The 13,841-nt window shown below is 69.0% G+C and carries 15 protein-coding genes and 1 pseudogene; 10 read left to right on the top strand and 6 right to left on the bottom strand.

The window, feature by feature from the left end; genetic code table 11:
* Positions 1-62: 62 nt before the first annotated feature.
* Positions 63-635, bottom strand: a complete 573-nt coding sequence (locus ACWGE0_RS16420) for a uridine kinase family protein (RefSeq protein ID WP_452261888.1) — start codon at positions 633-635, stop codon at positions 63-65.
* A gap of 43 nt (positions 636-678) precedes the next feature.
* On the opposite strand from ACWGE0_RS16420, the gene ACWGE0_RS16425 reads away from it, so the two are divergent.
* Together ACWGE0_RS16425 and ACWGE0_RS16430 are read left to right on the top strand one after the other, a co-directional pair.
* Positions 679-2,028, top strand: coding sequence for a replication-associated recombination protein A (locus tag ACWGE0_RS16425; RefSeq protein WP_452261717.1), 1,350 nt, complete (start codon positions 679-681; stop codon positions 2,026-2,028).
* A gap of 49 nt (positions 2,029-2,077) precedes the next feature.
* Positions 2,078-2,713, top strand: a complete 636-nt coding sequence (locus ACWGE0_RS16430) for a maleylpyruvate isomerase N-terminal domain-containing protein (protein WP_452261718.1) — start codon at positions 2,078-2,080, stop codon at positions 2,711-2,713.
* Between the two features lie 9 nt (positions 2,714-2,722).
* On the opposite strand, the gene ACWGE0_RS16435 is transcribed toward ACWGE0_RS16430, so the two are convergent.
* A complete protein-coding gene (locus ACWGE0_RS16435) occupies positions 2,723-3,301 on the bottom strand; it encodes a GNAT family N-acetyltransferase (RefSeq protein ID WP_452261719.1) in 579 nt (192 codons plus the stop codon).
* A 137-nt stretch (positions 3,302-3,438) separates the two neighbouring features.
* On the opposite strand from ACWGE0_RS16435, the gene ACWGE0_RS16440 reads away from it, so the two are divergent.
* From ACWGE0_RS16440 to ACWGE0_RS16470, 7 genes are all read left to right on the top strand, one after another.
* Positions 3,439-3,933 carry a DinB family protein gene (locus ACWGE0_RS16440; protein ID WP_452261720.1) on the top strand — a complete coding sequence of 165 codons (495 nt, stop codon included), beginning with the start codon at positions 3,439-3,441 and terminating at the stop codon, positions 3,931-3,933.
* 93 nt (positions 3,934-4,026) lie between these two features.
* A complete protein-coding gene (locus ACWGE0_RS16445) occupies positions 4,027-4,431 on the top strand; it encodes a DUF948 domain-containing protein (protein ID WP_452261721.1) in 405 nt (134 codons plus the stop codon).
* On the top strand, positions 4,428-4,697 hold the full coding sequence (locus ACWGE0_RS16450; RefSeq protein ID WP_166046713.1) for a hypothetical protein: 270 nt from the start codon (positions 4,428-4,430) through the stop codon (positions 4,695-4,697). The genes ACWGE0_RS16445 and ACWGE0_RS16450 overlap by 4 nt, the downstream gene beginning before the upstream one ends.
* 71 nt (positions 4,698-4,768) lie before the next feature.
* Positions 4,769-7,438, top strand: coding sequence for an alanine--tRNA ligase (gene alaS, locus ACWGE0_RS16455; protein ID WP_452261722.1), 2,670 nt, complete (start codon positions 4,769-4,771; stop codon positions 7,436-7,438).
* Positions 7,425-7,913, top strand: a complete 489-nt coding sequence (gene ruvX / locus ACWGE0_RS16460; RefSeq protein ID WP_452261723.1) for a Holliday junction resolvase RuvX — start codon at positions 7,425-7,427, stop codon at positions 7,911-7,913. The genes alaS and ruvX overlap by 14 nt, the downstream gene beginning before the upstream one ends.
* Positions 7,910-9,118 (top strand): endolytic transglycosylase MltG, encoded by a 1,209-nt coding sequence (gene mltG / locus ACWGE0_RS16465; RefSeq protein WP_452261724.1) that lies wholly within the window; start codon positions 7,910-7,912, stop codon positions 9,116-9,118. Before ruvX ends, mltG begins: the two co-directional genes overlap by 4 nt.
* Entirely contained in the window at positions 9,118-9,936 is an 819-nt protein-coding gene (locus ACWGE0_RS16470) for a shikimate dehydrogenase (RefSeq protein WP_452261725.1), read from the top strand. The genes mltG and ACWGE0_RS16470 overlap by 1 nt, the downstream gene beginning before the upstream one ends.
* Before the next feature lie 401 nt (positions 9,937-10,337).
* Here the strand turns inward: ACWGE0_RS16470 and ACWGE0_RS16475 are convergent, their stop codons facing one another.
* From ACWGE0_RS16475 to ACWGE0_RS16485, 3 genes are read right to left on the bottom strand one after another with little or no spacing between them, the layout of a single operon-like run.
* Entirely contained in the window at positions 10,338-10,727 is a 390-nt protein-coding gene (locus ACWGE0_RS16475; protein WP_452261726.1) for a hypothetical protein, read from the bottom strand.
* Positions 10,724-12,034 (bottom strand): ATP-binding protein, encoded by a 1,311-nt coding sequence (locus tag ACWGE0_RS16480; RefSeq protein WP_452261727.1) that lies wholly within the window; start codon positions 12,032-12,034, stop codon positions 10,724-10,726. The genes ACWGE0_RS16475 and ACWGE0_RS16480 overlap by 4 nt, the downstream gene beginning before the upstream one ends.
* A gap of 32 nt (positions 12,035-12,066) precedes the next feature.
* The gene (locus ACWGE0_RS16485) at positions 12,067-12,741 is read right to left on the bottom strand and encodes a response regulator (RefSeq protein ID WP_452261728.1); all 675 of its coding nucleotides are present in this window, start codon (positions 12,739-12,741) and stop codon (positions 12,067-12,069) included.
* A gap of 231 nt (positions 12,742-12,972) precedes the next feature.
* Here ACWGE0_RS16485 and ACWGE0_RS16490 point away from each other — a divergent pair.
* Positions 12,973-13,335, top strand: a pseudogene (locus ACWGE0_RS16490) (phosphatase PAP2 family protein); the annotation flags it as partial.
* A 219-nt stretch (positions 13,336-13,554) separates the two neighbouring features.
* Here ACWGE0_RS16490 and ACWGE0_RS16495 read toward each other — a convergent pair.
* Positions 13,555-13,821: an HPr family phosphocarrier protein gene (locus tag ACWGE0_RS16495; RefSeq protein ID WP_452261889.1), complete on the bottom strand. Its 267-nt coding sequence runs from the start codon at positions 13,819-13,821 to the stop codon at positions 13,555-13,557.
* Positions 13,822-13,841: the final 20 nt, after the last annotated feature.

A 13,841-nucleotide genomic window follows, 5' to 3' on the forward strand; every position in this document is an offset into this window, starting at 1 on the left:
CCCCCGGGTCGTGTGTGAGCGGCATCCTGCCAGACCAGAGCCGCCCCCACAGGGCAAGCCGATCACGAAACGAGCTCGGTCCTCGCCCTCGTGGGTGTCGTGCGTCGCATACCCGCGTTGACGCACCTCTTGACCACCTGCGGTTGCTCGCGCATGAGCCGAAGACCGCGCCGGAGCAGCGTCGGAACCGGCTTGCGGGCCTCGGCCACGTCCCTGGCGAACCTGCGCACGAACGTGACCGGAGGGCTCGGCGCGAGCACGATGGCGTCCCTGAGCACACCGGCCTCGCGGGCACCCTCCACCAGCAGATCCGCGAACAGTCCTTCCGCGATGAACGCGGGCGCGTCGCCGAGCTCGATCGTCTGCGTGCCTACCTTGCGGTCCTCGCTGATGGAGTAGACCGGCGCGTCGGTGCGGCCCGTCTCCGACAACTCGATGATCGCTTTGAGCGCCGCGTCCGCGTTCCACGAGCCGATCGCGTCCCAGTCCGCGCGCCCGTGCTCGTCGCGGGGCAGCAAAGGGTCGTCGCCGTCGCGGTAGAAGTCGTCCAGGCGCAGCACGGGCCAGCCGAGGTGGGCGGCGAGCGTCGACTTCCCGGAGCCGGAAGGTCCGGCGAGGAGAACGGCACGGGGCATGGGCACGAGACGCGATTTTCGCACATGACCTACGCTCGAACGCATGAGCGAAGGTCTGTTCGACGAGGGCCTCTTCGGCGCGACCGACGAGGAGAAGGCCGAGCGCATCGCGGCCAACGCCCCGCTGGCCGTGCGGATGCGCCCGGCCACGCTGGACGAGGTCGTCGGCCAGGACCACCTGCTCGGACCCGGCGCGCCGCTGCGCCGCCTGGTCGAGGGCGCCACCCCGGCGTCTGTGATGCTCTACGGCCCTCCCGGCACCGGCAAGACGACCCTCGCGACCCTCGTGTCGAAGGCGACCGGACGCCGGTTCGTCGCGCTGTCGGCGCTGTCCGCGGGTGTGAAAGAGGTGCGGGCGGTCATCGACGAGGCCCGGCGGCGGCTGGTGCGGACCAGCGAGTCGACCGTGCTGTTCATCGACGAGGTGCACCGGTTCTCCAAGACCCAGCAGGACGCTCTGCTGGGCGCTGTCGAGGACCGGATCGTGCTGCTGGTCGCGGCCACGACGGAGAACCCGTTCTTCTCGGTGGTCTCGCCGCTGCTGTCCCGTTCCCTGGTGCTGCAGCTCAAGTCGTTGTCCGACGACGACGTGCGGGCCGTGATCCGCCGCGCGGTGTCCGACGAACGCGGGCTGGGCGGCACCGTCGTCGTCGAGCAGGACGCCGAGGACCACCTCGTGCGGCTGGCGGGCGGCGACGCACGTCGTTCGCTGACCGCTCTGGAAGCCGCGGCCGACTCGGCGCTGGCCTCGAACGACGGCGTGGTCACGCTGCCACTGCTGGAGTCCACTGTGGACAAGGCGGCCGTCCGCTACGACCGTGACGGCGACCAGCACTACGACGTGACCTCGGCGTTCATCAAGTCGATCCGCGGCTCGGACGTGGACGCGGCGCTGCACTACCTCGCCCGGATGATCGAGGCGGGGGAGGATCCGCGGTTCATCGCACGGCGGTTGGTGATCCACGCCAGCGAGGACATCGGCATGGCGGACCCGACTGCCCTGCAGACGTGCGTGGCCGCCGCACAGGCCGTGCAGCTCATCGGGTTGCCGGAGTGCGCTTTGAACCTCGCGCAGGCCACGATCCACCTCGCCACCGCACCGAAGTCGAACGCCGTGACGACCGCGATCAACGCCGCGATGTCGGACGTGCGGAAGGGTGCGATCGGTGCTGTGCCCGCGCATCTGCGGGATGGGCACTACGCCGGGGCGGCGAAGCTGGGGAACGCTCAGGGTTATCGGTACCCGCACGACGTTCCCGAGGGTGTGCTGACGCAGCAGTACGCGCCGGACGACCTGGTGGGGCGCGACTACTACGAGCCGACCGGCCGTGGTGCCGAACGCGCGGTGGCGGAGCGGTTGCCCCGGCTGCGCAAGGTGATCAGGGGCGAGTGATCGGCGAAATCCGTCGGGCGATCAGGAATTATCGCGTAACTTCGGCGAAGTGACGATCAGGGAAGACTTTCTGACCACCGCCCGCATCACCCTGGACCTCCTGCGTCACCAGCAGGTCGGGAAGAACTGGGGCCGGCCGAGCGCCCTGCCCGAGTTCGGCGTCAGCGGGCTCGCCGGTCACATCGGCTACCAGGTCCTGCCGCTGCCGGACATGATCGCGGCGCCCGTCGGCGACGAGCCGGTCGTGCCGTTGATGGAGCACTACGCGCGGGCGAACTGGACCGAGCTGGACGTCGACTCCGAGTTCCACACCCGCATCCGCGCCGGCGGCGAGAAGATCGCCACCGAGGGGCAGGAGGCGCTCTGCGGTCAGTTCGAGGACACGCTGCGGAACCTCGAGAAGTCGTTGCCCGGCAGTGAGAACAGGCCCGTGCGGATGCCGCACTGGGGTCCGTGGGCGGTGACGCTGGACGAGTACCTCGTCAGCCGGATGATGGAGTTCGTCGTGCACTCCGACGACCTCGCGGTGAGCGTCGGCGCCGAGACGCCAGAGTTCCCGCGGCGCGTCAACGAAACGGTCATCGACCTGCTGACCCGGATGTCGCTCAACAAACATCGTGCGATCGACGTGGTGCGCGCGCTCAGCCGCAAAGAGCGCGCACCGCAGGACATCACCGCGTTCTGAGTCGCACCACTAGCGCGGGCACACCATCAGCAGTGCGATCTTCCCCGGCAGCATTATCTCGTCGGCGGCCATGAACCCGCCGGCCTGGAACGACTTGATGGCGCGTTTGTTGCGCACGTCGGGTTGCATGACGATCCGCGTGCAGTGCGCGTCGGCCTCGAACAGCGCGTCGGTGAGGCGGGGGAGCAGCGACCGCACCAGGCCGCGGTCGGTCATCGCCAGCTCGCCGACCGCCACGGTCAGCCCGAGGTCGTGCGGCCGCGCCTGGTAGCACCCGGCGACGGCGTTGCGGGCCGCGCGGTAGAGCTCGGTGTAGATCACCGGGCGGCCGTGCCAGCTGATCAGCAACGGGCGGACGTCGTCGCCGTCGAGGTGGGTCCGCAGCTCCTCCTCCCAGCGCGGCAACGGCCAGGCCTGCCGCCAGAACGCCGCCACGTGCGGTGCCTGGTTCCAGCGGTGGACGAGGTGCAGGTCGTAGCCGTCCGGACGGGCCAGGCGCGCGTCCCACGGGTCCGGGAGCTCCGGCATCGGCGGGGCGCCTGCCAGGGCGTGCTTCCGGTAGGAGTCCAGGTGCGATACCGGCTTCACTCGGCCTCCTGCGCCATCGAACTTAGGGTCGCCTAACTTGATAACCGCAGGGGTGCCGGTGTCAAGCCCTGTGTGACGGGTATTTCACAGGCGGTGACCACCTTGCGTCAATGAGTGGTCCCGTACGTTCTTGTGTCATGCCGGAGACCCAGCGTGAACCCGTGCCGCGCGTCGACACGGGCGAACTCGACGTCGCGCACGAGTTCCTCAAGTTCCAGAGGCACTGCGTGCTCAAGAAGGCGGAAGGGCTCACCGACGCCGAGCTTCGCCGGTCGACGGTCGCCAGCGGCACGTCGATCCTGGGGCTCATCCAGCACCTGGCCGAGGCCGAGCGCGGCTGGTTCGGCCACCACCTCGGCGGCACGGACTGGGACGAGGCGGCCGAACTGGGCATGGCCGTGCCCGCCGGCCGGTCCGCCGAAGAGGTGATCGCGGAGTACCGCGCGGCGATCGAGGCGAGCGACAGGGCGATCACGGCCGCCGGAGGCCCCGAGGCGCTGCTGGCGATCCCGATCGACGGCCACCGCAAGTCGCTGCGCTGGCTCCTCGCGCACATGACCACCGAGACGGCCAGGCACGCGGGTCACGCGGACATCATCCGGGAGCAGATCGACGGCGTCACCGGCCGTTGAAGATCAACTGCTGATGCCCCTCGGATGAGTGTCGGACCCACCCGGTAATCTCACTCGCACTCAAGCCAAAACGTCCGGTAACCAGGAGGATCCGTGTCGCCAGGGCAGATCGCAGCGCTGGTCGCCGCCGGTGCGTTCGTGCTGCTCGTGCTCGTGCTGGCGATCGTGGCCATCAAGGCAGCGCGCTTCTTCGACGAGGCCACGATCGCGATGCGCAAGGCGCACGAGAACACGGACCCGTTGTTCACCGAGGCGAACACCACGCTCACGCACGTGAACACGCAGCTGGAACGCGTCGACGGCATCACCGCGAACGCGCGCGCCGTCACCGGCAACGTCTCGGCGCTCACCAGCCTGTTCACCGCCACGCTCGGCGGGCCGCTGGTCAAGGCCGCCGCGCTGTCGTACGGCGTGAGCAAGGCCGTGAAGGCCCGCCGCAAGGCCGCCGAGCAGCCGAACAAGCACGCCAAGCGCCGCCCGAAGCGAGGTGCCAAGTGAGCCGCCTCTTCTGGTTCGGGCTGGGTGCCGCGGCCGGGCTGTTCGCCGCCAAGAAGGCCGCCGAGGTGACTAAGCAGGCGACTCCCGCCGGCATCGGCGCTAACGTGGGTGAAGGCCTGCGAGAGCTCGCCGGCGCGATCGGTTCCTTCGGGGCCGAGGTGCGCGCGGGCATGGCCGAACGGGAACAGGAGTTGCAGGAGACCGTGGAACGTCAGACGGGCTTCACGCCAGGGCGTCGAGCGCCCAGGGCGAACGGCAAGCACTAGTCGTTCGCCTCGGACCTGTGCCCATTTCTGGGCGGCCCTGACAACTCTTTCTTCACAGCAAGGAACTTCCCGTGCAGACCCACGAGATCATCAAGCGTTTCCGCGAGCACTTCGAGAAGGCCGGGCACAAGTACATCCCCAGCGCCTCGCTGCTGCTCGACGACCCGAACCTGCTGTTCGTCAACGCCGGCATGGTGCCGTTCAAGCCGTACTTCCTCGGCGAGGCCCCGCCGCCCGCCCCGCGGATGACGAGCATCCAGAAGTGCGTGCGCACCCCCGACATCGACGAGGTCGGCAAGACCACCCGCCACCTCACGTTCTTCCAGATGGCCGGCAACTTCTCGCTCGGCGACTACTTCAAGGAAGACGCCATCCGGCTGGCCTGGGAGCTGATCACCAACTCCCAGGAGAACGGCGGCTACGGCTTCGACCCCGAGCGCATCTGGGTGACGGTCTACCTGGACGACGACGAGGCCATCGAGCTGTGGCAGAAGGTCGCCGGCATGCCGCTGGAGCGCATCCAGCGCCGTGGCGTCGAGGACAACTTCTGGTCGATGGGCGTCCCCGGCCCGTGCGGCCCGTGTTCGGAGATCTACTACGACCGCGGCCCCGAGTACGGCAAGGAGGGCGGCCCGGTAGTCGACGAGGACAGGTACCTGGAGATCTGGAACCTCGTCTTCATGCAGAACATCCGCGGCGAGGGTGGTGCCAAGAAGGACTACCCGGTCATCGGTGAGCTGCCGTCGAAGAACATCGACACCGGCATGGGCGTCGAGCGCGTCGCCTACCTGCTGCAGGGCGTCGACAACGTCTACGAGACCGACCTGGTCCGCGCCGTCATCAACAAGGCCGAGGAGCTCTCCGGCCGCAAGTACGGCGCCAACGAGGTCGACGACATCCGCTTCCGCGTCATCGCCGACCACGCCCGCAGCGGTGTGCTGCTGGTCGGCGACGGCGTCACGCCCGGCAACGAGGCCCGCGGCTACGTGCTGCGCCGCCTGCTGCGCCGCATCGTGCGCTCGTCGCGCCTGCTGGGCGTCAACGAGCCGGTGCTGCAGCAGTTCGCCGAGGTTGTCCGCGACTCGATGGGCGAGGCCTACCCCGAGCTGGTCAGCGGGTTCGCCCGCATCCAGCAGGTGCTCAAGGCCGAGGAGGACACGTTCCTGCGCACGCTCGACGCCGGTTCGCGGATCTTCGAGGGTGCCGCCGCCGAGGTGAAGGCCGACGGCCGCGCCACGCTGCCCGGTGACAAGGCCTTCCAGCTGCACGACACGTACGGCTTCCCGATCGACCTCACGCTGGAGATGGCCTCCGAGGCCGGCCTTTCGGTCGACGAGGACGGGTTCCGCAAGCTGATGGCCGAGCAGCGCGCTCGCGCCAAGGCCGACGCCGCCGGCAAGAAGACCGGCCACGGCGACCAGTCGGTGTACCGGGAGCTGCTGGAGCAGGGCCCGACCGAGTTCACCGGCTACACCGAGCTGGCCTCCGAGGCCACGCTGCGCGGCATCGTGCTCAACGGCCAGCGGGTGAAGTCGGCTCGCGAGGGCGACATCGTCGAGGTCGTGCTGGACCGCACGCCGCTCTACGCCGAGTCCGGTGGCCAGGAGTCCGACGCCGGCACCATCGTGACCGGCAACGCCGAGCTCGAGGTGCTCGACGTGCAGAAGGTCGCCCGCAAGCTGTGGGTGCACCAGGTGCGCGTCAAGTCTGGCGAGGTCGCCGAGGGCGAGCACGTCGAGGCCCGCGTCGACCCGGAGTGGCGCGTCGGTGCCCGCCAGGGCCACTCGGGCACGCACGTCGTGCACGCCGCCCTGCGTCAGGTGCTCGGCCCGTCGGCCCTGCAGAGCGGTTCGTACAACAAGCCCGGCTACCTGCGGCTCGACTTCGCCTGGACCGGTGGCCTGTCCACCGAGGCCAAGAGCGAGATCGAGGAGGTCTCGAACCTCGCCGTGCGCAAGGACCTGCCGGTCAGCATCGTCTACACCGACATGGCCGGCGCCCAGGACATGGGTGCTGTCGCCCTGTTCGGCGAGACCTACGACGAGACCGTGCGCGTCATCGAGATCGGTGGCCCGTGGTCGCGTGAGCTCTGCGGTGGCACCCACGTCGAGCACTCGTCGCAGATCGGCCCGATCACCCTGCTGGGTGAATCTTCGGTCGGCTCGGGTGTGCGCCGCCTGGAGGCCTACGTCGGCATCGAGGCCATGCGGTTCCTGGCCAAGGAACGCGCCATCGTGCAGAACCTCTCCGACATGCTCAAGGTCGGCTCCGACGGCCTGCCCGAGCGGATCGAGTCGCTGGTCGAGCGGCTGAAGTCCGCCGAGAAGGAGCTGGAGAAGGTCCGCGCCGCCCAGCTGCTCGGCAACGCCGGGTCGCTCGCCGACAAGGCCCTGGACATCCGCGGTCTGTCGCTGGTGGCCCTCGGCCTGGAGGGCGTGTCGGGCAACGACCTGCGCACGCTCGGCGGTGAGGTCCGCAACCGGCTGGGCAGCAAGCCCGGTGTGGTGGCCCTGTTCTCGGTCGACGGCGACAAGGTCAGCTTCGTGGTGGCCACCACGGCCGCCGCCCGTGACCTGGGCCTGGCCGCCGGCAAGCTGGTCCCGGTGTTCGGCCCTGCCATCGCCGCCCGCGGTGGCGGCAAGCCGGACCTGGCCCAGGGCGGCGGCACGAACCCGGCTGGTGTCCCCGAAGCCATCACGGCTCTGACGAATGAACTGGACAAGGTGCTTGAGCAGCACTGACTCACCTGGTGTCGGCGATCCGGGCCTCGGACGGAGGCTCGGCGTCGACGTCGGATCGGTTCGCGTGGGTATTTCCCTCAGCGATCCATCGGCATTTCTGGCGACTCCGCTGGTTACCCTGCAGCGGGACGAGAAGCGCGGCTCGGATCTCACCGAGCTCGTACGTCTCGTGGCCGAGCATGACGTCGTCGAGGTCGTGGTCGGTCTGCCCAAAACACTGGCCGGTCGGCACGGCCCCGCAGCGGACGCGGCGACCGCGTACGCTGCGGCCCTGGCCGAACGGATCGCCCCCGTGCCGGTGCGGTTCAGCGACGAACGCCTGACGACGGTCGTGGTGAGCCGGGTACTGGCACAACGCGGTGTGAAGGGCAAGAAGCAGCGCGCTGTGGTGGATCAGGCGGCCGCTGTCGAGATCCTGCAGTCTTGGCTGGACGCACGGGCACGGATTGTGGCCGCCCGAAAGGACGAGGTGTGAGCGACGATCTCGGGTTGTTCACCGACCCCGAAGTGGACGAACGACGTCCTCTCAAGCGCGACCGCGTCGCCCGTGACAAGGCGAAGAAGCGCAAGAAGACGGTGTTGTGGCTGGTCGTGGCGCTGGTGCTCACCGTGGGCATGGGCGGCGCGTACTACGGCTACCGCGAGTTGCGCGGCATCGGTTCGTTCGACGACTACCCCGGTAGCGGCGAGACGGACGCCATCGTCGAGGTCCAGGACGGCGACGTGGTCAGCAAGATCGCGTCGACCCTGTACGAGAACGGCGTCATCGCCTCCGCGCGCGCCTTCACCGAGGCCAGCAAGACCGACGCCCGCGTGACGTCGATCCAGCCGGGCTTCTACCTGATGAAGACGAAGATGTCGGGCCAGCAGGCCGTGGCCCGCATGGTCGACCCGAAGACGAGGGTGCCGGCCGTCCAGATCGTCGGCGGCCTGAAGCTCACCGACATCCAGGCCAACGGCAAGACCGTCCCCGGCATCTACTCCCAGCTCGCCGCCGCCAGCTGCACGGAGAAGGAAGGCCAGAAGGTCTGCCTGAGCGTCGAGGAGATCAAGGCCGCGGCCGAGCAGACCGACCCGGTCGCCCTGGGCGTCCCGGACTGGGCGCTCGAGGACGTGAAGCGCGCCGAACCGCAGTTCCGCCTCGAAGGCCTGATCATGCGCGGCGTCTACCAGGTCAAGCCGGGCGTCTCCGCGGTGGAGCTGATCCGCAGCGTCGTCGTGTCGTCCGGGCAGAAGATGCAGGGCGCGGGCATTCCCGGCGGCACCATGAACACGGGCTTCCGTCCCTACGAAGTCCTCGTGATGGCCTCGCTGATCGAGAAGGAAGCCATCGAGAAGGACTTCAGCAAGGTCTCCCAGGTCATCTACAACCGCCTGAAGAAGCCGATGATCCTGCAGTTCGACTCGACCGTGAACTACCTGAAGAACCAGCCGCACATCCGCACCTCGGACGCGGACCGCGCCACGGAGAGCCCGTACAACACCTACGAGACGCAGGGCCTGCCGCCGACCCCGATCGGCTCGCCCTCGCAACAGGCGATCGCCGCGGCGCTGAAGCCCGAGGGTGGCGACATCATGTACTTCGTGAAGTGCCAGACGGACGGCACCTCGTGCTTCGCCAAGACGTTCGACGAGCACAACGCGAACGACCAGAAGGCCCAGAGGGACGGCATCTACTAGTGCGCAAGGCAGCGGTGATCGGTTCGCCGATCGAGCACTCTCTTTCCCCTGTGCTGCACAACGCCGCCTATGCCGCGCTGGGCCTCGACTGGGAGTACACCCGGCTCGAGTGCACGGAGGCCGGCGTTCCCGCTCTGGTCGCCTCACTGGGGCCGGAGTGGGTCGGCCTCTCGTGCACCATGCCGACCAAGCGCGCGGCCCTGGCCGTCGCCTCGTCGGTGACCGCACGTGCCTCTGCCGTCGGCGCGGCCAACACGCTGGTGCGCACCGATTCCGGGTGGCACGCGGACTGCACCGACGTGGACGGCGTCGTGGGAGCCTTGCGGGAGAAGGGTTTCTCCGGCGGCTCGGCCGGTGTCGTGATCGGCGCCGGTGGAACGGCAACGGCTGTTCTCGCCGGGTTCGCCGAGCTCGGGATTTCCTCGGTTTCCCTTGTGGTGCGGGATCCTTCTCGCGCTGCCGAGGCTGTGGCGACGGCTGCTCGGGTCGGGGTCGCGGTCGAGGTGCTGGCTTTGTCCTCTGTGGACCTCGCGGTGCTGGCCGGTTCTTCGGACGTGCTGGTGTCGACGGTGCCGGCTGAGGCCACTGTGCCGTTGGCTGCGGCGTTGGCTCGGGCGCCGTACGTGCTGGACGTGATCTACCACCCTTGGCCTACTCCGGTGGCTTCGGCGGTGGAGGCTTCTGGGGCTCGGTTGGCCACCGGGCTGGACATGTTGCTGCATCAGGCTTTTGGGCAGGTGGAGCAGTTCACCGGGTTGGCGGCGCCGCGGGAGGTCATGCGGTCGGCCCTGGCTGCTGAGTTGGCTGTGCGTTCGTAGCGGTTGTGGGCGAGCGGGTCCCGTTGTAGTCCATCGCCGCTTCGCGACGATTGCGATTGGGGCTTGACCTCGAGCCTCTGGCGGGATGCTGGACGGCCTCCAAAAGCCGGGGACTAAAGCGCCCCGGCCGAACCCGAACAGCGAAGCATCCCGCCCCCTCAAGATAAAGCCCCAATCGCGGGGCGTGGGGGGTGCACCGCTACCCATCGAGGCACCACTGCGCGGGCTCACCCAGCGCGGCAATACCGACAGAGTTCCCGGCGTGGTGATACCGACAGAGCCGCCATGGGGGCGATACCGACAGAGCAGCCATCGGCGGATGCGCACGGGCGTGCTCACGGGGTGCGCCGCGCGTGAGGAGCTTGAGGACGTCGTCTACGTCCGCTGAGAGGCTGCGTCGGCTAGGGGCAGTCGATGTCCGACCCCTGCACGCCCTCCACCTTCGCCCGGCTGGCGATGGCCGTGCAGTAGAGCTGGAACTGCGCCCACTTCGACAGGGGCGGCATGTCCTCGGGCAGCAGGATCACGTTGGACACCGCGTAGATCCGCGACGTCGTGGCGGGCACCTCGGTCTGCAGGCCCAGCTTCTTCTCCTCGTCGGTGAGGCCGGCCACCAGCAGGTTGATGGCCGTGGCGGTTTCGACGGTGCCGGAGTAGGCGCGGGTGCGTCGGACCAGGCCGTTCTGTTCGGCCGAGATCAGGTAGACGGTCAGCTCGTGGGACGAGACCGTGGGGGCCTCGGCGCCGGTCAGGACCGGGGTGGGGCGCACTCCGCAGGCCGCGAGCGTCACCAGGGCAAGCGCAAGGTGAAGACCGCGCCGCCCGAGGGCGCGTTGGCCGCTTCGATGGTGCCGCCGTGCAGGCGGGCGTTCTCCCATGCGATCGCCAATCCCAGACCGCTGCCCTCGGAACGGGAGCGGGCTGTGTCTGCCTTGTAGAACCGGTCGAAGATGTGGGGGAGGGCATCGGGTGGGATGCCTGGGCCCTGGTCGGACACCTCGATGACACCAGGACGCACGACGAGGCGTACGGGTGCACCGCCGTGCTTCAGGGCGTTGCCGACGAGGTTCGCGACGATCACGTCCAGCCGGCGGCGGTCCACGCGGCCCGTCACGCCGTCGGGGAGCGTGGCGTCGACCGACGACGTCCAGCCGCGTGCTGCCAGAGAGTCGCGCACGGCCGTGCTGATGTCCCACTCGTCGAGTTCCAGGAGGTTGCGGCCCTCGTCGAAGCGTGAGATCTCCATCAGGTCGTTGACCAGGCGGGTGAGCTTGCGCGTTTCGGTCGACACCAGGCGGGCCGCCACGGCCGTGTCCGGTGGCAGCGTGTCGGCGTCCTCGTCCAGCACGGCGGTCACGGCGCTCATGGCCGTCAGAGGCGTGCGGAGTTCGTGTGAGACGTCGGCGACGAACCGGCGGGAGGCGGCATGGGTGGCCTCCAGTTGCTCCGCGGCCTGGTTGAACGTGCGGGCCAGGTCGGAGAGCTCGTCGGAGCCCCGAACCTCCACACGCGTGTCCAGGCGCCCGGAACCGAGTGCGCGCGCTGCGGCTCCCAGGCGGCGCACTGGCCGTAGGACGCCTCTGGCGGTGAAGAGTGCCAGACCGAGGGCCAGCGGCAGGACCAGGCTGACACCGACCCACGCGGCGGTCGAGAAGCTGTCGATGGCGCGTTGCGGGGCGCCGAGGGACGACACCGCCCACACCTCGACGCCGGTCGCGTTGCCGTCGGCGCGGACCAGCGGGATGCCGATCACCACGTACGGCTCGGCGCGGTCGGTGCGGCGTTGCCAGATCACGGTCTTGCTGGACTTCACCATCTCCCGCATGTCCGCGGGCACGATCCCCAGATCGGGGCCGGTGCGGGACCGCAGCTCCCCGGAGATCACGGTCGCCGCGCCGCGCAGGTACGACGCGAACTCGTCGAGATCCTGTTGCGCGGGCGGCACGGTGAGGCGGGGTGCGTAGTTGCGGACGTCCTCCAGCAACGGGTTCATGAACCCGTCCTGGGCGTCCTCGAGCAGCAGGTTCCTGGCCGTGGCGTAGGAAGCGCCCGCCGCGGCCACCGCGCCCAGCAGGGTCAGGAGCAGGAAAGCGGCCATCAGCCGGGGCCTGAGGCCGCGGAGAACAGACCTCATCGAGGGCCGAAGCGATAGCCGAAGCCACGCACGGTGTGGACGTAACCGGGTTCGGAGGGCACGTCCTCGATCTTGGCGCGCAGCCGCTGGACGCACGCGTCGACCAGGCGCGAGTCACCGAGGTAGTCGTGCTCCCACACGGCTTCGAGGATCTGCTGGCGGGTCAGCACGCGGCCCGGCGTGCGGGACAGCTCCAGCAGCAGCTTCAGCTCGGTCGGCGTCAGCCCGACCTTCACGTCGTCCTTGAGCACCTGCAGACCGGCGCGATCGATCACCAGCGACCCGTGGCGTTCCACGGAGGACGGTTCGGAGACGGTCCGCCGCAGCACAGCGCGGATCCTGGCCTCCAGCACGCGTGGCTCGACGGGCTTCACCACGTAGTCGTCCGCGCCCGCCTCCAGGCCCGCGACCACGTCGAAGTCGTCGCCGCGCGCGGTCAGCATGATGATCGGCACCTCGGCCTGGGTGCGCATGCGCCGGCACGTCTCGAACCCGTCGATGCCCGGCAGCATGATGTCCAGAACCACGATGTCGGGGCGTGACTCGCGCAGCTTCTCGACGCCTTCCTCGCCTGTTCCGGCGGCTCGGACGTCGTGTCCCTGGCGGCGCAACGCCAGCCCCAGCCCTTCGCGCACAGAGGGGTCGTCCTCGACCAGCAAGACCATCGCCACGAGATCCATTATCGGTGGGTAACGGCACCTGTGCTGGTTCTGTAGCGGAACCATGACATGGCGTGGACGTTCCCGTTGAGCGGCTCGCGGAGTCTCGATCGCATGGCCGGAAGCTTGCTGGGATTCCTCTTCACGTACTTCGCGCTGGTGTGGACGTCGTTCGGGCAGAAGGCGGAGAACGCCGCGTTGCCCGAGCTCTCACTCCAACGCTCGTGGGCGTCCAACGTGGACATGGTGATCATCGTTGCCGCGATCATCGTGATCCTGGTAGCGCGCAAGAAGGCGTTTCCGCCGTTGCTCGTGCTCGGCGGTTCGGTGTTGCTCGCGCAGGTGCTGAAGCTCTACGTGCTGACGCGGCCCGAACTGGACGAGGAAGCGGTGCTGGTGCACAACAGCTTCCCGAGTGGACACACGACGGCAGCGGTGGCCGCGGTGATCGCGGTGACCATGGCGGTGCCGAAGCGTTTTGCCCTTTTGGTCGCTGTGCCCGGCGCGATCGGGGCGGGTGCGGTGGCGGCGGAGACGGTGTCGCTGGGCTGGCACCGGTTCAGCGACACGCTCGGCGCGGCGCTGCTGGTCTCGACGTTCGCGTTCCTGGTGCTGCGCAACTGGACCGCGGGGCTGGTCGTGCCTCCCGCGCTCGCCGCGGGCGGGGTGTGGCTGATGGTGACGTACCCGCAGGCCACGCCGTCGACCTTGGCCGGCGTCGTGACCGCGGGTGTCGTTCTGCACTTCGGGTGGTCCGTGAGTGGTCCCCTTCTGTCGGGAGACGGTCGTCGGGGCGACCAGGACCACTCACGGACCGGGCACGACTCAGTCGTCGTGGTCGGTGGCGATCAGTTCGGCGATGGCGTCCAGAGCAGCGTCCGCTCCGTCCCCATCGGCGCTGAGCACCACCTCGTCACCGTGCATGGCGCCCAGGGTCATCAGACCCAGAACACTCGCCGCGTCAACGGCTTCGCCGCCGTCCTTGGCGATGGTGACCGTCACCGGCTGGTCGGCGGCGGCCTTCGCCAGCAGTGCGGCCGGTCGGGCGTGCAGTCCGACCTTGCTGGCCACGGTGACCCGTCGCTCGGCCATGATGGTTCCTCCCGGTAGAA

This window comes from Lentzea sp. NPDC054927 (assembly GCF_053610285.1).